Consider the following 17,280-nt stretch of genomic DNA (forward strand, 5'->3'; position numbering starts at 1 on the left):
AGTCAGTCGGAATCGGTCAGCGGATCGGCATCGGCATCGTAGGGCAGTTCCAGCAGCTCCAGCTGGCGGCCGTCTTCCAGCCGCAGGGGCGTGCCGGCGGCGACGCTGCTGTTGGTGAGCACCGCCAATAGTTCGACGCCCTGTTCGCTGCGTTCGGCGATCACGATATCGCCACAGCTCTTGCTGCTCTCCTCAGCACTTTTCACCTCCAGGATTGATGCGCCGGGTGGGGGCAGATCGCCGCTTGCGCAGCGGCCGCGATACATGCGCCGCTTGGCCTGTCCGAGGTACTGCAGCCGGGCGACCACTTCCTGCCCGGTGTAGCAGCCTTTTTTGAAACTCACTCCGCCCAACAGGTGCAGGTTGAGCATTTGCGGAATAAAGATGCCGCTGGTCTCGGCGTGTAATTGGGGAATACCTTCGGAAATAAGTCGCAGCTGCCAGTGACAGAGTCCACTGGGGGTGGCGCCAGCGGCAAGCTTTTGCCACAGTGCCGGTGCGCTTGCGAGCGGCACCAGGATGGCAACCTGCTCGCTGTTTAACACGTGCGCCAGAGCCTCGCCGTCCTCGAAGGTAAAGCGCCGCGCCGCGCCGGCTTCCAGGTGTGACAGCTCCGCTACTGACAGCAGCTCCGCAGCCCGTGAAGCCGCGCCGGCGCCCTGCAGGCCCAGCCACTGATGGCTGTTGTTGAGTTCCTGCAGGTCGGTTTTGAAAAACACCGCGTATTTGGTCAGCCCCGCCAGTGCGATCGGGGCCAGGTCGCGGGGCAGGCTCAGCAGGATATTGTCCGGCGATTCCTTGAGGGCGTGAAAGGCGCTGATCATGCGCCCCTTGGGGTTGCAGTGGGCGCCGAAGGTTGCGTGCCCCTCCGGCAGGTTGACCAGGTCGCAGGTAAGCTGGCCCTGCAGGAATTTCTGGCTGTCCGGGCCGTGCACCGATACCGCGCCCCAAGGGCTGAGGTCGATCAGCCGCAAGTCTGCCTCGCAGTCGGGAAACCGGGTCCTGTCGCCTTCCCAGCTGGCGCCTTCGCCACTGAGGAAATCGTGCCACTCTTGTCGATCCATCTGTCGATCCATCTGTTGATCTGTAGTCATGACCCGTTCGCTTTTCCGCACTGCTGGAGGAAATGAGTATTTTGGGCTGGCGGCGGGATTTTCAAGCGCAATCCGCTGCCAGCCCGAGTGCCTCACCTTGGTAGCCCACCTTGGGGCTTCATCTGGGTAGCTCAACTCGGTGCCTCCACTCGGTGTCGCTACTTGGCGCCCTAACTCTATGCCCTAATTCCATGTCATGGAGGGGCTCTTCTATTCAGTGGCTGGGGCGGCGGGTATACTGCGCGCAAACCACAGACTGAAGCAGATAGTGGCGCCTTTGCGTCGCTATACCGGCAATGCGCCGGTCATGATAGCGGGATTTGAAGTATGGATCGTAACCGACTGTTCTGGGCCTGTCGCCGCGGCATGCTCGAACTTGATCTGGTGTTGTTGCCGTTTCTTGAGAACGTCTACGACACCCTCGAGCCTGCGGATAAGCAGCGCTTTATTCAGCTGTTGGAGAATGAGGATCAGGATCTTTTCGCCTGGTTTATGCGCCGCGATGACCCCATCGATCCGGAGCTGCAACGCATTGTGCAGATCATCCGTGACAACACCGGATTGCAGGAGTAACGGGGCCTCCCGCGAGTTCTATGCCGTGGGGCGCAGTGCCAGGCTGCGCTGCCCGGTTTCCCCCTCCCGTCTTCTTCTCCTGCTCCTTGCCCTGATTGTTCTGAACACCCTGTTGGTGCTCTGGGTGGCCGGCATTGCTGTCACGCTGCTGGCCCCGGCGGTCCTGCTGGTGCTGGCGGTTGGCCTGCGTGAGAGTCGCCGCCTCCTGAGCTATCGCGGAGAAATCGTCACCGCTGAGCGGCGCTGGTTCTGGCGTCAGGCCGGCTTAGAAACACAGGAGATTGATCTCTGTGGAGAGCTGGTGCTGTGGCCCTGGCTGATTGTGATCAACGGGCGTGACCGGCATGGTCGCCACCGGCGCCTGGTGCTGGCGCGCGACAGCGTGATGGCGGAGGACTGGCGGCGCCTGCAGGTGGCGCTGCGCTATTCACGCTGATATTCGCTGTTTGGCGCTTTCCCTTTGGCGCTTTCCCTTTGGCACTTCCCCTATTGACGCTTGCCGTTGGGGATCCTCTCTGTCAATCGCCAATCGCCAATCGCCAATCGCCAACCGGCGGGTAAGGGCCTGTTCAGACGAACAGGCGCTGACCGGCGAAGTTTTCCGGTACCAGAATGGTGTCCATGGCCAGTTCCCGCAGCCCGGTGTAGTCCAGTGAATAGTGCAGTCCGCGGCTTTCGCGCCGGTCCAGTGCCGAGCGGATAATCAGCTCGGACACCAGGGCCAGGTTGCGCAGTTCGATCAGGTCGCTGGTGATGCGGTAGTTGGCGTAGAACTCGCGGATTTCCCCCTGCAGCATCTTCACCCGGTGCTGCGCCCGCAGCAGGCGCTTGCGGGTGCGCACGATACCCACGTAGTCCCACATAAACCGTCGCAGCTCATCCCAGTTGTGCGAGATCACCACGTCTTCGTCGGAATCCGTCACCCGCGAGGCATCCCAGGCCGGTGCCGGTCGCGGTGGCTGCACATCGTCGAGGGTGGCTTCGATATGCCGCGCCGCGGCCCGGGCGTAAACCAGGCACTCCAGCAGTGAGTTGCTGGCGAGCCGGTTGGCGCCGTGCAGGCCGGTGAAGGTGGTCTCGCCAATGGCGTACAGCTGGTCAAGATCGGTGCGGCCGTGTTCATCGACCATCACGCCACCGCAGGTATAGTGGGCCGCGGGCACCACCGGGATGGGTTCTTTGGTGATGTCGATGCCGTACTGCAGGCAGTTCTTGTAGACGGTGGGGAAGTGCTCGCGGACAAACCGGGCATCTTTATGGGAAATATCCAGATAGAGGCAGTCCGCCCCCAGCCGCTTCATTTCGTGGTCGATGGCGCGGGCGACGATATCCCGCGGCGCCAGTTCACCGCGCTTGTCGAAGCGATGCATAAAGCGTTCACCGTCGGGCAGCTTCAGCTGCCCACCCTCTCCGCGCAGGGCTTCGGTGACCAGTAGAGCCTTGGCCTTGGGGTGATAGAGGCAGGTGGGGTGGAACTGGTTGAATTCCATATTCGCCACCCGGCACCCGGCGCGCCATGCCATGGCGATCCCATCGCCGCTGGCGCCGTCCGGGTTGCTGGTATACAGGTAGGCCTTACTGGCGCCGCCGGTCGCCAGTATCACGGCGCGGCCCTGGAACAGCTCAACCTCTTCGGTATTCTTGTTGTACACATAGGCACCGGCGCAGCGGAAACGGCCCCGCTGCGGGTCTGGCTGGCGGATCAGGTCCAGAGCGATGTGGTGCTCAAAGCAGTCGATGTTTTGCGCCGCGCGCACCTGTTCGATCAGGGTGCTGTGCACGGCCATGCCGGTGGCGTCGGCGCTGTGGATGATGCGCCGGTGGCTGTGACCGCCCTCCTGGGTGAGGTGGTAATCCCCGTCCTCGCGGGTGAAGTTCACCCCCTGCTCGATCAGCCAGCGAATCGCGGCTGCGCCGTTTTCCACCGTGTGGCGAACGGCGTCCGGGTGGCACAGGCCCGCACCCGCGTCCAGCGTGTCAGCGATATGGGATTCGACCGAATCCGTATCGTCCAGCACGGCGGCAATGCCGCCCTGGGCAAACCAGGTGGAACCGTCTTGAAGGCGCTGCTTTGACAGCAGGGCGACCCGGTAGCGGCTTGCCAGATGCAGGGCCAGGGTGAGGCCCGCGGCGCCGCTGCCAATCACCAGAACATCGTAATTTGCCTGAGCGTTCATAGTTTTCATTGTTAAAAAGGGTGGCGTAGTATACCGGCTACTTCAGAAACGTCGATTTGGCCGGGAACTTATGTCCTATCGCCAGTGTCTTGGACACAGTACAGAATACGCTTGCGCCGGCCGGTCCGGACTTTGCCGGGTTTGCTCCCCAGGCGCAGTGCTTAATGGGGGTAGGGGATGACATCGCAACAGGCGTCACCGAGTGATCGCCAGCTGGTGGAGCGTGTCCAGAAGGGCGACAAGCGCGCCTTCGACCTGTTGGTTTTGAAATACCAGCACAAGATCCTCGCTGTGGTGAGCCGTTTTATCAAGGATCATGCAGAAGTTCAGGATGTGACGCAGGAGGCTTTTATCAAGGCCTACCGCGCCCTCGCCAACTTTCGCGGTGAGAGTGCCTTCTACACCTGGATGTACCGCATCGCCATCAATACCGCCAAGAATCACCTGGTTTCCAGAGGGCGCCGCCCGCCGTCTTCGGATGTGGACCTGGACGACGCCGAGTTCTATTCCGGAGCCGACCTGCTGCGGGACAACGAAACCCCCGAGAATCAGCTATTCCGCGACCAGCTGGAAACCGCGGTGTTCGATGCGATCCGCGCCCTGCCCGAGGACCTGCGTTCGGCGGTCACCCTGCGGGAAATGGAGGGGCTCAGCTACGAGGAGATCGCCGAGGTGATGGATTGCCCGGTGGGAACCGTGCGCTCGCGCATCTTCCGCGCGCGCGAGGCCATAGACCGGACAGTACAGGCTGTTTTGGCCGGTGAGCCGGAACCCCTGGGGGATAGCAGCTGAGTCCAGGCCGCGCCATTGGAGAATCAGCGTTTTTTTTGCCAGCGGCGCGAAACAAATTGCCCGCTGGCCGGTCAGAACTGGTAACCGCTTCCATGCGATCTGCCTGTGACCGCCAGCCGGCGCCGAAGCGGATTGCGCCTTGTGAGCGCAAACCGTGGCCTGTCGGCATTGCATATTGGCGCCACAGTGCGGGTTTGCTGTGCAGCAAGGCCTTGTGAGTGCCAGGCGCTGTGGTTTCAGTGAGGTGCTTTCGATTTAGTGTTTTCGATTTAGTGGTTTCGGTGTCGCGGTTTCAGTGTCGTGGCCTCAATGTTGTGATTTCAAATGGTCGCTTGTGATCGCACAGCTGTGTGGTCGCAAAACGCAAAATACATAGTGTTAGAGAGGGTTGGCCCGTATGTCCCACGGGAATCATCAGGATCGGCTGAACGAGTCCCTGTCCGCATTGATGGACGGCGAGGCGAATGAGCTGGAGTTGCAGCGGTTGCTGAAAAGTGGCTCAGCCAGTTCCGAAGCGGGCCAGCGCTGGTCGCGGTATCAGTTGGCCGCCAGCGTGATGCGCCGGGAAGAAGTGGCCATGCCCGATAGCGATCTCGCGGCGCGGATTTCCGCCGCAATCGCCCGCGAGGAGCCGCTGTCGCAGTCGGCTTCGGCAGCCACCGTGGCGGCCAATGATTCCGCCCCCCGCTGGCGGCAGATGCTGTCCCGTGGCGCGGTAGCCGCCACGGTCGCGTTTGCGGCCATTCTCGGTGTGCAGCAGTTCTCTCAATTCTCTCAGTCGCCACAGGACGCGGCCCAGCAACTGGTGGCCGAGGCTGAAAGCTCAGTTCAGCAGCCAGTGGTGCAGCCTCCCGTGCAGCCGAGCAGCTTCTATGCCCCCGGTCCCAGTACCCGCGCGGTGAGCACCGCTTCCCCCCGTGTGGTGCCTGAACCCAAGAGTGGCGTGCCGGGTCAGGCGGCGATGGTGCAGCAGATTCCAACCCCGGAGCTGATGCGCCACCTCAACCGGGTCATGATCCAGCATTCCGAACAGGCCGCGCACCTGGGCAGTCAGGGTATGGTGCCCTTCGCCCGCGCCACTTACGGTGAGCAGGACGGTCAATAGCATTGCGCGTTACGAAATTTCTCCACAGAAAAACCAAAGCCAACAGAACGCTGTTGGCTTTGTGCTTATGGGTTATGGCCCCCCTGGCTCTTGCCCAGCCACAGCCACAACAACAGCCGGTCATGCCTGGCGAGAACTCGGGGGCGGCAAGTGTCCCCGCGGGCAGCCTGCCGGAGGGCTCAGACAGTGTCGCCCCGTGGCTGGAAAAGCTGGGCCGGGCGGTCAACGAGCTGGAGTATTCCGGTCTGGTGACCTTTGAGCACGCGGGCATGCTCGAAACACTGCAGGTGGTACACGGGGTGCGCGATGGGCAGCAGGTGGAGCGGGTGCGCTACTTGAGCGGTGACCAGAGAGAGCTTGTGAGTCACGGAGTGCCTCGTGCCTGCGAGGGCGCCCCGGGGCCTATCAATCGCGCCGCATTGTTGAGCGCTGCCGAACAGCAACGCCTGCAGCAGGCCTACCAGTTTTCCGTGCGCGGTGAGGAGCGTATCGCCGATCGCGCCACTGTGACTCTCGAAGCCCGACCGCGGGATCGCCATCGCCTGGGCATCGTCGTCAATCTCGACCGGGAGACCGGCCTGCCGCTGCGCTCCATGCTGATCGGTCCACAGGGCAAGGTACTGGAGCGGTATCAGTTTGTTGAGCTGGACCTTTCTCCGGTCGAAGATGGCGACCTGCAGCCGCAGTCCGCGTCTGCGCGGCATATCGATAACCGCGCTCCCTGTGTCCCGGTTCAAAGCCGCTGGCGCCTGGGTTGGCTCCCCGATGGTTACCGTCCGATGGCAGCGCGGACCCTGAGCGATGGCGACATGCTGGTTTTCAGCGATGGCCTCAGTGTCTTTACGGTGTTTGTCCAGCGCCTCGGGCCGGAGCTGAACTTCGAGGGCAAGGCCATTCGCGGCGCCACAGTGGCCTATATGGACCAGATTGAGGTGGACGGTATCAATTACACCGTGACCGTCGTCGGCGAGATTCCGGACAGCACCGCGCAATTGCTGGCTCGTGCCGTGACCACGGGAGGCTGAGCCATTGGTGGAGGAGCGCGGGCGCATCGTCGCCATTGAGGCGGATGCCATCTGGGTGGAGACAGTTCAGCGCAGTGGTTGCCACGGCTGTGCGGCCAAGTCCGGGTGTGGCACAGGCCTGCTCGGGGATTACTGGGCCAATGCGTCGCGTATCCGCGTGGCGCTCAACAGCCGGGACACCGCCGCTGTCCGTCTGAATGATATCGCCGTGATCGGTATTGCCGAGCACGCGCTCACCACCGCGGCACTGCTGGTCTATCTGGTGCCGCTTCTGGCACTGCTACTTCTGGCCTACGGGGGGCAGGAGGTGGCCGGGGAGCCCGGCGCCATTGTCGGTGCCATCGCCGGCCTCGCACTGGGCGCTTTGGTCGTGCGCTGGTTCAGCCACCGCCGCGCCGCTGATCCGAGTTTCTCGCCGACCCTGCTTCGTATCGAGTCCCGCTAAGCGGAACAACTGCGCTCCCCCAGCCTAAACTTGGGGGCAGGAGCCGCAGTCGCGGTTCCGGGATCTCTCGGAGGCCTCCATGCGCGCGCGCTGCTATGTGGAAACCTGGCCCCTGCGCACCAGCTTTGTGATCTCCCGTGGCGCTCGCACTTCTGCGCAAGTGGTGGTGGTGGAATTGACCGCAGCTGGCCGCAGCGGGGTGGGAGAGTGCACGCCTTACCCCCGCTACGGTGAGAGCGTGCAGTCGGTGCTGGCACAGCTCGAATCCGTTTTGCCGGAAGTGGAGGCCGGCCTCGACCGAGAACAACTGCAGGCGCTTATGCCCGCGGGGGCGGCCCGCAATGCTCTGGACTGTGCGCTGGCCGACTGGGAGTCCTCTGCTGTCACCAGTCCCGCAACTGGCCGCCGTTGTACTGGTCCCCGCTCCCTGAACACAGTGCAGACCCTCGTGATCGATACCCCGGAGAGGATGTCGCGCGCCGCCGAGGCCGCAGTGGCCGACGGTGTGCGCGTGCTCAAACTCAAGCTGGACGACCGGCAGGTGCTGGAGCGGGTGATGGCGGTTCGCCGCGCCGCGCCGGAGGCGCAGCTGGTGATCGACGCCAATGAAGCCTGGTCCCCAGGCAATCTGGTCGAGCGCTGCCAGTCCCTTGCCCAGCTGGGGGTGGCGATGCTGGAGCAGCCCCTGCCCGCCGGCGAGGATGAGTTTCTGGCCAGCTTCTCCCACCCTCTGCCGATCTGCGCGGATGAGAGCTGCCACACGCGGGGCGACCTGTCGCGCCTGCGCGGGCGCTACGAGATGATCAATATCAAGCTGGACAAGACTGGCGGGATCACCGAGGCGCTGGCGCTGGCAGAGGCGGGACAGGCGGCGGGCTTTGCGCTGATGCTGGGCTGTATGCTGTGTACCTCCCGGGCCATCCGCGCCGCCTGGCCGCTGGGGGAGAAGGTGCGCTTTCGGGATCTGGATGGCCCTACCTGGCTTGCCAGGGATGTGGTGCCGCCGCTGCGTTTTGCCGGCGGGCGGGTTTACTGGGATTGAGGGTTTGCGCTGCTGTTATCTTCGCTTGTTTGATTCCCGATCTTGCCCGCGTTCCCTCGCCCCGCTCTTCTTCACCCCGCTTTCCCTTACCTTGTTCACTCTTACCTTGTTCACTCTTACCTCGCTCTCGCTCATTCCCGCCCCTATTCGTTCTTGCTCTGCTTGATTCTCGCTTGTCTTAGCCCGCGCTCTCGTCAATTTCATAACTGAGCAGGTCGAAGAGGGTGGGCAGGTAGTCCTCGCTGGCGAGGTCGGCGGAGATCGGCGGAAACTCGACGGTGATGCATGGCAGGTTTCGCTCGGCGCACCAGCTGCCGAAGGAGCCCGGCGTGGGGTAGCCCAACTCGCTGACCAGTGGCAGTTTCAGGCGCTCCGAGAGCCAGTTGGCCAGCGGGCTCTCATCCGGGTCCTCAATACAGGCGAGCGGTTCATGGATAGTGACCACCCACGCGGGGGACAGCTTCTCGATCAGCTGGCACAGGGCTTCGGTTTCCGGTTCCGAGCCGCCACGGCTGCCGGTCTTGAGTCGTACGTCGCGCTCGTCGGCCTGGCTGTTCCAGCGGTAAACGCTGTCCTCGGCACTCCAGTTTGCGGTGGCAAAGTTGCGGTTCAAATCCACCCCGTTGGCATTGGCGCGCAGGCCCAGCTGGCAGCCATCCGGATTGACCGCCAACACCACATGGTGGTTCAGCTGTTCCGGTGGCAGGGCGCGCAAGGCGCAGGAGAGGGCGATCACCGCGGCGGTCTCGTCTCCATGGGTGCCGGCGATGATGAGCCCCTTCCGCGTGCCACCCTGAGCGGGGAAGTAGAGCAGCGGGGCGCCCAGTACGGAGCGGCCATAAACCTCGCGGTGGTGGCTGAACTGGCCGCGATCGGGCCTGGGGCGCATGGTGGATAGAGTGGGGTTGGAGGGCATAGCTGGTCCCGTGAATTGGCTGCTGCAGCGTTCAGGGAATCCTTACACTGCTTTACACTGAAAAAACGAACTTTTGCGGCTAAAACGCCACTAAAAGGTTACCGAGAGCCCGTGGCTGAGTGCGCTTATGCGGTACCGCACCGAGGTTGTACTGTGTAAGCCCAGAGACTGTGCCGCGTCAGAGGGTGTCTTGTGAGGAATTTTGAGCCCTTGCCGACAATTACCCGGCACCTTTTTGACACCTTTGCTGGCACTTTTTTTGTTGGCACTTGTTATAGACACTTTCGGCACTATCTCAGCATCTTCTCGACATTTCGATTGGATATTCGATTGGATAGTAGATGGAATAATCAAAGGTAACAAACCCATGCTAAAGCGCGTTACGCATTCTTTTTTCATTCTCTGCCTGATGATCTCTGCATCTGCCTGTGCCCGGGGGCTGCCGGAACTGACAGATCTTATCCAGAAGAATTCGCCGGCTGTGGTGAAGATCAATACCGTCGAGCGCACTCGCGCCACCAGTGCTTTGCCGCCGCAGTACCAGCAGCAGATCCCGGATATCTTCCGCCATCTCCTTGAGCCGCGCGGTCGGGAGCAGCGGCCGGCAGCCAGCATGGGGTCCGGTTTTATTATCTCCAGCGACGGTTACGTGGTAACCAACAACCATGTGGTGGATGGCGCCGATGAGGTGGTCGTTACCCTGACGGACCGTCGCGAGTACGACGCTCGGGTGATCGGCACCGATGCGCGTTCCGACCTGGCCCTTCTGAAAATCGAGGGGGATGATCTGCCAACCGTCAGCTGGGGGGATTCCGAGGCGCTGCAGGTGGGTGAATGGGTGGTGGCAATCGGCTCCCCATTCGGGCTCGACTACTCCGCCAGTGCCGGTATTGTCAGCGCCATGGGGCGCAGTATCCCTAACGAGAGCCGTGAGAACTATGTACCGTTTATTCAGACCGATGTGGCCATCAACCCCGGCAACTCAGGCGGGCCGCTGTTCAACCTGAACGGTGAGGTGGTTGGCATCAACAGCCAGATTTATACCCGCAGCGGAGGCTCTATCGGCCTGTCATTCGCCATTCCGGCCCGTCTGGCACAGGACGTGGTGGCGCAGTTGCGCGACAAGGGGCGAGTGGACCGGGGCTGGCTGGGTGTCGGCATCCAGGATGTGGACCGCAATATGGCCCAGGCGATGGGGCTTTCCCGTCCCGCCGGCGCCCTGGTGGCGCAGGTGGAGTCCGGAGCTCCGGCGGCTGAGGCCGGCATCCTGGCGGGGGATATCATCACCCGCTTTGACGGCGAGCGGATCATGGAGTCCGGCGATCTGCCGCACGCGGTTGGCCAGACCCGCCCGGGGGCGGAAGTTCCGGTGGATCTGATGCGCAAGGGCAAGAGTGTGCGGGTGCAGGTTACGGTTGGTGCCCTGCCCGGCGAGGACGGACCGAACCAGCAGGCGGCGGTGAACCCGTCCAATGACATCGGCGGTCGCCTCGGTCTGGAAGTGGAAGAAATTCCGGAGGGGCTCAAGCAGCGCTTGGGCGTCGATAGCGGCGTCATCGTGAAGCAGGTGGTGCCCGGCAAGCCCGGAGCCCGGGCGGGCCTGCGCAACGGCGACATTATCGCGCAGCTGGGCTTCGAAGAAGTCACGGATCTGCAAGACTATTTCAGTGTGGTCAAGCAGTTGCCCGCCAATGAACTGCTGCCGATTCGTTTCTTCCGCGGTGGACAGCCCACTTTCCGCACCATTCAGATCGACGAATAACCGCAAACCGGCGGGGGCGACCCGCCACTGCCCCGTCAGCGCTGCCGCCGCAAAGCCGACAGCGCTAACGGGCACTCACTACTCATCAACAGTTCTGATAGACTTGCGCCACACAACCGGTGTCATTTCCGGCTAACATTTTGATTTTTCAAGGGTTTCTACTCCGCAGTGGCCACAGATCTCTCCCATATCCGCAATTTCTCCATCATTGCCCATATCGACCATGGTAAATCCACCCTGGCGGACCGGTTTATCCAGGTCTGTGGCGGCCTCAGCGATCGGGAGATGGCCGAGCAGGTTCTGGACAGCATGGATCTGGAGCGAGAGCGCGGCATCACCATCAAGGCGCAGAGCGTGACCCTGGATTATACGGCGCGCGACGGCAAGACCTACCAGCTGAACTTCATCGACACTCCCGGACACGTGGACTTCTCCTACGAGGTATCCCGCTCCCTGGCCGCCTGCGAGGGCGCGCTGCTGGTGGTGGACGCGGCTCAGGGGGTCGAGGCGCAGTCCGTGGCCAACTGTTACACCGCCATCGAGCAGGGTCTGGAAGTGATCCCGGTACTGAACAAGATGGACCTCCCCCAGGCGGACCCGGACAAGGTCGCCGAAGAGATTGAGGACATCATCGGTATCGATGCCACCGAGGCCACCCGCTGCAGCGCCAAGTCCGGCCTCGGTGTTGAGGATGTGCTCGAGGATCTGGTGCGCTTGGTGCCGCCGCCGGAGGGCGATGTGAATGCGCCCCTGCAGGCGCTGATTATCGATTCCTGGTTTGACAGCTATCTGGGGGTGGTTTCCCTGGTGCGCGTTGTGCAGGGCACCCTGAAGATCAAAGACAAGATCGTCACCAAGTCCATCAACCGCGCCCATGTAGTGGACAGCGTCGGCATCTTTACCCCCAAGCGCAAAGAGACCGGCGTGCTGCGCGCCGGCGAAGTGGGCTTTGTGGTCGCCGGCATCAAGGATATCCACGGCGCGCCGGTGGGCGATACCCTGACCCATTCCAAGGGTGCCGAAGAGGTCAGCATGCTGCCGGGCTTCCAGAAGGTGAAGCCACAGGTGTACGCCGGTCTGTTCCCGGTCAGCTCCGACGATTATGAAAACTTCCGCGATGCGCTGGAAAAACTCTCCCTGAACGACGCCTCCCTGTTCTATGAGCCAGAGGTCTCCGACGCCCTCGGTTTCGGTTTCCGCTGCGGCTTTCTCGGCATGCTGCATATGGAGATCATCCAGGAGCGGCTGGAGCGTGAATACGACCTGGACCTGATTACCACGGCCCCGACGGTGGTCTACGAGGTGGTGCAGACCGATGGCTCGGTAGTGCTGGTGGACAATCCATCGCGCCTGCCAGATGTGGGCTCCATTGAGGAGATGCGCGAGCCGATCGCGGAGGTGAATATCCTCGTGCCGCAGGAGTATCTGGGCAACGTCATCACCCTGTGTGTGGAGAAGCGCGGTATCCAGAAAGACATGCAGTATGCGGGCAGCCAGGTTTCCCTGCGCTACGAGCTGCCCATGAACGAAGTGGTGATGGATTTCTTCGACCGCCTCAAATCCGTGAGTCGTGGCTTCGCCTCGCTGGATTACAGTTTCGCGCGCTTCGAGGCGGCAAGGCTGGTGCGTCTGGATATCCTGATCAATGGCGACCGCGTTGACGCGCTGGCGCTGATCGTGCACCGCGACCACGCCCAGCAGAAGGGGCGTGCCATGGCGGAGAAAATGAAGGAGCTGATTCCGCGGCAGATGTTTGACGTGGCCATTCAGGCGGCGATCGGTGGTCAGGTGGTCGCCCGCACCACGGTCAAGGCGCTGCGCAAGAACGTAACCGCCAAGTGCTACGGCGGTGACGTCACCCGTAAGAAAAAGCTGCTCGAAAAACAGAAAGCCGGCAAGCGCCGGATGAAGCAGCTGGGCCGGGTGGAAGTGCCTCAGGAGGCGTTTCTGGCGGTTCTGAAGGTGGACCAGTAGAATCCACCGGAACAACATGAGAGCAATGAATGGATATTAACTTCCCGCTGATCCTGCTGTGGCTGGTGGCGATCACAGGTATCATCTGGTTGCTGGACAGCCTGTTTTTTGCGCGCCGGCGCCAGCCGGGCTCCGAAGACCCCGCCGTGGTGGAGTACGCCAAGTCGTTCTTCCCGGTGCTGGGGATCGTGTTTGTGCTGCGCTCTTTCGTGGCAGAGCCTTTCCAGATTCCCAGCCGTTCCATGGTGCCCACCCTGCAGGTGGGGGACTTTATTCTAGTGAATAAGTTCGCCTATGGACTCCGCCTGCCGGTTTCGCGCCAGAAAGTGCTGGATATCGGCGAGCCGCAACGCGGTGATGTGATGGTGTTCTTTCCCCCGCACATGAATGACACCTACTACATCAAGCGTGTGATCGGCCTTCCGGGCGACAAGATCCGGGTGGAGGACAACGTCCTGTATATCAATGGCAAGCGGGCCTCGCAGGAGCTGATCCAGGCGCTGCCACCGGCCAATCCGCAATTTGAAGTGGCCTGGGAAGAGATTGATGGTGAGCGCCACCTGATGGCCAAGCATATTGTGCCGAGCCGCTTTGCCAACTTCGAGGGTGTGGTGCCCGAAGGCCACTACTTTATGATGGGGGACAACCGCGATAACAGTCTGGATAGCCGCGAGTGGGGCTTTGTGCCCGAGAAGGATATCGTCGGCAAGGCGTTTGCCATCTGGATGCACTGGGACGACCTGTTCAGCCTGCCGAGTTTCACACGCGCGGGATCAATCCAGTAGACGAGTTGTTGAATGGAAGTGGTAGCCAACGGAAGTGGTAGCAAATCATCTTCGACAATAAAAAAGAGGGCTTTTCCATGTCTGGACAACTGCAAACCTCCCTGCGCCGCCAGCGCGGCATGGGCTATTGGGGCTGGCTGATGGTAGTGGCCGCGTTCGGTTTTGTGTTCACCTGTGTCGCCAAGATGGCACCGGCCTACCTCGACGCCAGCTATGTCGATCAGGCGCTGCGCGCGCTTGCGGAGAATCCCCGTGTACGCAACATGACACGCGGTGAGATCGAGCAGGAAATGAGCCGCTTTTTCACCCTCAACAACGTGCGCGGGGAGCCCACCAAGGCGGTGCGGGTGATCCCTGGTACGGATGGCATGCTGGTGAGTGTCGCTTACGAACTGCGCCAGCCGTTGATCTATAACGTGGATGTCATTATGAAGTTCAACAAGCAGCTCAACATCGCCAAGACGGATCTCTGCTGTGAGCCGCTGGTAGACCTGGAACAATTGCGTAAACGTGACTGATATTCTTCTCGAGCGCCTGTGCCTGCGGCTTGGCCATCAATTTGCTCGCACTGACCTGCTGGAGCTGGCGCTGACCCATCGCTCTGCTGGCAGCCGCAACAACGAGCGGCTGGAATTTCTCGGTGACTCCATCCTGGGCTTTACTATTGGCGCGGCACTGTTCGACAAGTTTCCCGACGGCAGGGAGGGGCAGTTGAGCCGCCTGCGCGCGCAGTTGGTCAGCGGGGAAACCCTGGCCAAACTCGCCCGGGAGATGGAAATCGGCGACTGCCTGCGCCTCGGCGAGGGTGAAATGAAAAGCGGTGGCTTTCGCCGCGCTTCCATCCTCGCCGATGCTGTGGAGGCCCTGATCGGCGCCATTTATCTGGATGCGGGTCTGGAGGTGGCGCGCGCGCGGGTTCTGGCCTGGTTTGCCAGCCGGCTCCAGCACCTCTCCCTGGAGACTGCCAAAGACCCCAAAACCCGTCTGCAGGAGTGGCTGCAGGCACGCCAGCGGCCGCTGCCGGAATACGCCATTGTCGACGTGTCCGGCGCCGAGCACGCGCAGCGCTTTGTGGTGGAGTGCCGGGTGAAAGGCTTGAGCGAGCCGGTCCGCGGCGAGGCGAGCAGCCGCCGCAGTGCGGAGAAGCTCGCTGCCACTGAGGCCTACAGGCGCCTCGTCGGCGAAAATTGACCTTACACTCAGACTGATGATCGCCCCCCGCGACCAGAGCAACTTTTAAGTTCTCCGGACGTGGGCGTGTGGGCTTTTAGCTGCCATTTCATGGCGAACGACTGGAGAACCCCTTGACAGATCAACCCTCGCGCTGCGGCTATGTGGCCATTGTCGGCCGACCGAACGTGGGCAAGTCCACGCTGCTCAACCATATGCTGGGGCAGAAACTGGCCATCACCTCACGCAAGCCGCAGACCACCCGCCACAATATGCTCGGCATCAAAACCGACGGCACCAACCAGATTATTTTTGTCGATACCCCAGGCTTGCACGCCGACGCCGACAAGGCCATCAATCGCTATATGAACCGCGCGGCCAGCAGCGCGGCACGGGACGTGGATGTGGTGGTGTTTGTGGTCGAGCGGACCCGCTGGACCGAGGGCGACCAACTGGTGGCAGACAAGCTGCGCGGCCTTAAGTGCCCGTTGATTATCGCGGTCAACAAGGTGGACCAGCTCGAGGATAAGAGCGAGCTGCTGCCCCAGTTGCAGGCGCTGGCAGAGCAGCATCCGAAGGCCGAGATAGTGCCAATTTCCGCGCTGCGCGGTGTCAATCTGGACACTCTGGAGCAGGTAATTGTGCAGCGATTGCCGGAGGGCGTGCACTTTTTCCCGGAAGACCAGATCACCGACCGCAGTTCCCGCTTTCTCGCCGCTGAGATCGTGCGGGAGAAGGTCATGCGGCAGCTGGGCGCGGAAGTGCCTTACCAGGTGACGGTGGAGGTGGAGGAATTCAGTCAGGACGGCGCAGTCCTGCATATCAGTGCCGCCATTCTGGTGGAGCGCTCCGGTCAGAAGCGCATCATCATCGGCAACAAGGGTGAGCGGATTAAGCAGATTGGCAGTCAGGCTCGTCAGGATATGGAGCGCCTGTTTGACAGCAAGGTGATGCTGAACCTGTGGGTCAAGGTGAAATCCGGCTGGTCCGATGACGAGCGGGCGCTGCGCAGCCTCGGTTACCGCGACGACTGATTCTGCCGGCTCTGGGCTGGTTCTGCGCAGGCGGTGCACGGCCGGGGCGATTGTGCGATGCTTGCTCCCCAGGCGCTACCCTTGAGCCCGGTTTTCCCCCCAGCCATGCCACTTCAGCCATGTCATTTCAGTCATGTCATTTCAGCAACCGCCACAACCCGCCTATATCCTGCACTCGCGCCCCTTCCGTGATTCGAGCCTGATCCTGGAGTTGCTGACCCCGGAGCACGGGCGCATCGGTTGCGTCGCCCGCGGTGCGCGGCGGGACAAGCAGCGCCGTCAGCAGGCACTGCAGCCTTTCAGCCCGTTGCTGGTGACCCTGATGGGGCGTGGCGAGCTCAAAACCCTGGGGCCAGTGGAAAGTGCCGGCAGCGCGTATTGGCTGCGGGGGCGCGCGGTCTATGGCGGTCTCTATGTCAACGAGCTGTTGGTCAGGCTATTGCCCGTTGGGGAATCCCAGTATCAGGTTTTTGCCGCCTATCAGGAGTTGCTGCAGGGGCTGAAGGCGCTGACCGGGGAAGACGCCGGTGAATTGCTGGCGCCATTGCGGCTTTTTGAGTTGAAGCTGTTGAATGAGTTGGGGAGTTGCCCCCCGTTGGATTATTGTGCGGCCTCGCAGGGGCAGCTGGAATCAGGCACGGTTTATCGGCTGCAGCGTGAAACGGGCTTTGTGCCCATCTATCGGGCGGGGGAAGACGCTCAGCGCGCCGATGATTTCCATGGCCGTGAGCTGCTGGGGATTAACAGTGCGCTGCGAGGGGGGCCACTGGCGCCGGACCTTCTGGCGGCGGCGAAACGCCTGACCGCTTTGTTGCTGGGGCCAATGCTCGGTGACAAACCGTTGCAGAGCAGGGAATTGTTCAGACAGGTTTACGGTAAAAAGTGATTGTTAGCATCGGTACGGATATCTGCAGTTACACCCGGATCGAAGCGGCCTGGCGCCGCTTTGGCGACCGCTTTGTTGAGCGGGTTCTCTGCGCCTCAGAGCGGGAGGCCTTCTCTGCGCTGGCGGTACCGAACCGGGCGGCCTACCTGTGCAAGCGTTTTGCCGCCAAAGAAGCGCTTGGCAAAGCGCTTGGGACCGGCATCGGTGCGGGGATTTCCTGGCAGGATCTTGAGGTGCGCCGCCACCGCGGGCAGGCCCCGGAGGTCCGGTTGAGCGGCGAGGCGCTGCGGCGGGCAGAGGCTCTCGGTGTCGGCCGCATTCACCTGACCCTCTCCGATGAAAAGGATTTTGCGCTCGCCTTCGTGATATTTGAAGGCGCTGCCAGTACTGCTGGCAATACTTAAGCGCTGGCAAGTCTTAAAGAGAGCCATGGCCCAAGCAGGCAGGATCATTTTTAGAGAGGCCTACGCTGAAGGACAGGGTGAAGCAGAGCCTGCTGG

Annotated in this window: 18 protein-coding genes; 15 read left to right on the plus strand and 3 right to left on the minus strand. The window is 61.9% G+C overall.

Going from position 1 to position 17,280, the window contains the following annotated elements; translation table 11 throughout:
• Positions 1–2: 2 nt before the first annotated feature.
• Complete coding sequence (ygfZ, locus tag ABEA58_RS02050; protein ID WP_345548376.1) at positions 3–1,094, minus strand: CAF17-like 4Fe-4S cluster assembly/insertion protein YgfZ; 1,092 nt, start codon at positions 1,092–1,094, stop codon at positions 3–5.
• 327 nt (positions 1,095–1,421) lie between these two features.
• Between ygfZ and ABEA58_RS02055 the strand changes: the two genes are divergently transcribed.
• Both ABEA58_RS02055 and ABEA58_RS02060 read left to right on the plus strand, forming a co-directional pair.
• Positions 1,422–1,667, plus strand: a complete 246-nt coding sequence (locus tag ABEA58_RS02055) for an FAD assembly factor SdhE (protein WP_345548378.1) — start codon at positions 1,422–1,424, stop codon at positions 1,665–1,667.
• Complete coding sequence (locus ABEA58_RS02060; RefSeq protein ID WP_345548380.1) at positions 1,642–2,103, plus strand: protein YgfX; 462 nt, start codon at positions 1,642–1,644, stop codon at positions 2,101–2,103. Before ABEA58_RS02055 ends, ABEA58_RS02060 begins: the two co-directional genes overlap by 26 nt.
• 133 nt (positions 2,104–2,236) lie before the next feature.
• On the opposite strand, the gene nadB is transcribed toward ABEA58_RS02060, so the two are convergent.
• On the minus strand, positions 2,237–3,844 hold the full coding sequence (gene nadB, locus ABEA58_RS02065) for an L-aspartate oxidase (RefSeq protein ID WP_425563504.1): 1,608 nt from the start codon (positions 3,842–3,844) through the stop codon (positions 2,237–2,239).
• A gap of 177 nt (positions 3,845–4,021) precedes the next feature.
• Here nadB and rpoE point away from each other — a divergent pair, with 177 nt between their 5' ends.
• The 5 genes from rpoE (at position 4,022) to ycjG (ending at position 8,253) form a co-directional block, all read left to right on the plus strand.
• Positions 4,022–4,636 carry an RNA polymerase sigma factor RpoE gene (rpoE, locus tag ABEA58_RS02070; RefSeq protein ID WP_345548385.1) on the plus strand — a complete coding sequence of 205 codons (615 nt, stop codon included), beginning with the start codon at positions 4,022–4,024 and terminating at the stop codon, positions 4,634–4,636.
• Between the two features lie 397 nt (positions 4,637–5,033).
• On the plus strand, positions 5,034–5,741 hold the full coding sequence (locus tag ABEA58_RS02075) for a sigma-E factor negative regulatory protein (RefSeq protein ID WP_345548387.1): 708 nt from the start codon (positions 5,034–5,036) through the stop codon (positions 5,739–5,741).
• Between the two features lie 122 nt (positions 5,742–5,863).
• Positions 5,864–6,766, plus strand: a complete 903-nt coding sequence (locus tag ABEA58_RS02080; protein WP_345548388.1) for a MucB/RseB C-terminal domain-containing protein — start codon at positions 5,864–5,866, stop codon at positions 6,764–6,766.
• Positions 6,767–6,773: 7 nt separating this feature from the next.
• Positions 6,774–7,211 (plus strand): SoxR reducing system RseC family protein, encoded by a 438-nt coding sequence (locus ABEA58_RS02085; protein WP_345548480.1) that lies wholly within the window; start codon positions 6,774–6,776, stop codon positions 7,209–7,211.
• Positions 7,212–7,290: 79 nt separating this feature from the next.
• Positions 7,291–8,253, plus strand: a complete 963-nt coding sequence (ycjG, locus tag ABEA58_RS02090) for an L-Ala-D/L-Glu epimerase (protein ID WP_345548389.1) — start codon at positions 7,291–7,293, stop codon at positions 8,251–8,253.
• 178 nt (positions 8,254–8,431) lie between these two features.
• On the opposite strand, the gene mpaA is transcribed toward ycjG, so the two are convergent.
• Positions 8,432–9,169 carry a murein tripeptide amidase MpaA gene (mpaA, locus tag ABEA58_RS02095; protein WP_345548391.1) on the minus strand — a complete coding sequence of 246 codons (738 nt, stop codon included), beginning with the start codon at positions 9,167–9,169 and terminating at the stop codon, positions 8,432–8,434.
• 367 nt (positions 9,170–9,536) lie between these two features.
• Here mpaA and ABEA58_RS02100 point away from each other — a divergent pair, with 367 nt between their 5' ends.
• The 8 genes from ABEA58_RS02100 to acpS all read left to right on the plus strand — a co-directional run bounded on the left by ABEA58_RS02100 (position 9,537) and on the right by acpS (position 17,184).
• On the plus strand, positions 9,537–10,931 hold the full coding sequence (locus ABEA58_RS02100) for a Do family serine endopeptidase (RefSeq protein WP_345548393.1): 1,395 nt from the start codon (positions 9,537–9,539) through the stop codon (positions 10,929–10,931).
• A gap of 168 nt (positions 10,932–11,099) precedes the next feature.
• Positions 11,100–12,905, plus strand: a complete 1,806-nt coding sequence (gene lepA / locus ABEA58_RS02105; RefSeq protein WP_345548395.1) for a translation elongation factor 4 — start codon at positions 11,100–11,102, stop codon at positions 12,903–12,905.
• Positions 12,906–12,934: 29 nt separating this feature from the next.
• The gene (gene lepB / locus ABEA58_RS02110; RefSeq protein ID WP_345548397.1) at positions 12,935–13,690 is read left to right on the plus strand and encodes a signal peptidase I; all 756 of its coding nucleotides are present in this window, start codon (positions 12,935–12,937) and stop codon (positions 13,688–13,690) included.
• A 77-nt stretch (positions 13,691–13,767) separates the two neighbouring features.
• Positions 13,768–14,208 carry a DUF4845 domain-containing protein gene (locus ABEA58_RS02115; RefSeq protein ID WP_345548399.1) on the plus strand — a complete coding sequence of 147 codons (441 nt, stop codon included), beginning with the start codon at positions 13,768–13,770 and terminating at the stop codon, positions 14,206–14,208.
• Positions 14,201–14,881, plus strand: coding sequence for a ribonuclease III (rnc, locus tag ABEA58_RS02120; protein WP_345548401.1), 681 nt, complete (start codon positions 14,201–14,203; stop codon positions 14,879–14,881). The genes ABEA58_RS02115 and rnc overlap by 8 nt, the downstream gene beginning before the upstream one ends.
• A 113-nt stretch (positions 14,882–14,994) precedes the next feature.
• A complete protein-coding gene (gene era / locus ABEA58_RS02125) occupies positions 14,995–15,894 on the plus strand; it encodes a GTPase Era (protein WP_345548403.1) in 900 nt (299 codons plus the stop codon).
• 133 nt (positions 15,895–16,027) lie between these two features.
• Positions 16,028–16,780: a DNA repair protein RecO gene (recO, locus tag ABEA58_RS02130; RefSeq protein WP_345548405.1), complete on the plus strand. Its 753-nt coding sequence runs from the start codon at positions 16,028–16,030 to the stop codon at positions 16,778–16,780.
• The gene (gene acpS, locus ABEA58_RS02135) at positions 16,777–17,184 is read left to right on the plus strand and encodes a holo-ACP synthase (RefSeq protein WP_345548408.1); all 408 of its coding nucleotides are present in this window, start codon (positions 16,777–16,779) and stop codon (positions 17,182–17,184) included. The genes recO and acpS overlap by 4 nt, the downstream gene beginning before the upstream one ends.
• The last annotated feature ends 96 nt before the right edge of the window (positions 17,185–17,280 follow it).

Origin of the sequence: Microbulbifer aestuariivivens (genome assembly GCF_039545115.1) — a bacterium.
Lineage (GTDB): Bacteria > Pseudomonadota > Gammaproteobacteria > Pseudomonadales > Cellvibrionaceae > Microbulbifer > Microbulbifer aestuariivivens.

Coding starts and splice junctions, on each gene's coding strand:
- ygfZ (WP_345548376.1), bottom strand. CDS start 1,094: ATGACTACAGATCAACAGATGGATCGACAGATGGATCGACAAGAGTGG.
- ABEA58_RS02055 (WP_345548378.1), top strand. CDS start 1,422: ATGGATCGTAACCGACTGTTCTGGGCCTGTCGCCGCGGCATGCTCGAA.
- nadB (WP_425563504.1), bottom strand. CDS start 3,844: ATGAACGCTCAGGCAAATTACGATGTTCTGGTGATTGGCAGCGGCGCC.
- rpoE (WP_345548385.1), top strand. CDS start 4,022: ATGACATCGCAACAGGCGTCACCGAGTGATCGCCAGCTGGTGGAGCGT.
- ABEA58_RS02075 (WP_345548387.1), top strand. CDS start 5,034: ATGTCCCACGGGAATCATCAGGATCGGCTGAACGAGTCCCTGTCCGCA.
- ABEA58_RS02080 (WP_345548388.1), top strand. CDS start 5,864: ATGCCTGGCGAGAACTCGGGGGCGGCAAGTGTCCCCGCGGGCAGCCTG.
- ycjG (WP_345548389.1), top strand. CDS start 7,291: ATGCGCGCGCGCTGCTATGTGGAAACCTGGCCCCTGCGCACCAGCTTT.
- mpaA (WP_345548391.1), bottom strand. CDS start 9,169: ATGCCCTCCAACCCCACTCTATCCACCATGCGCCCCAGGCCCGATCGC.
- ABEA58_RS02100 (WP_345548393.1), top strand. CDS start 9,537: ATGCTAAAGCGCGTTACGCATTCTTTTTTCATTCTCTGCCTGATGATC.
- lepB (WP_345548397.1), top strand. CDS start 12,935: ATGGATATTAACTTCCCGCTGATCCTGCTGTGGCTGGTGGCGATCACA.
- ABEA58_RS02115 (WP_345548399.1), top strand. CDS start 13,768: ATGTCTGGACAACTGCAAACCTCCCTGCGCCGCCAGCGCGGCATGGGC.
- recO (WP_345548405.1), top strand. CDS start 16,028: ATGTCATTTCAGCAACCGCCACAACCCGCCTATATCCTGCACTCGCGC.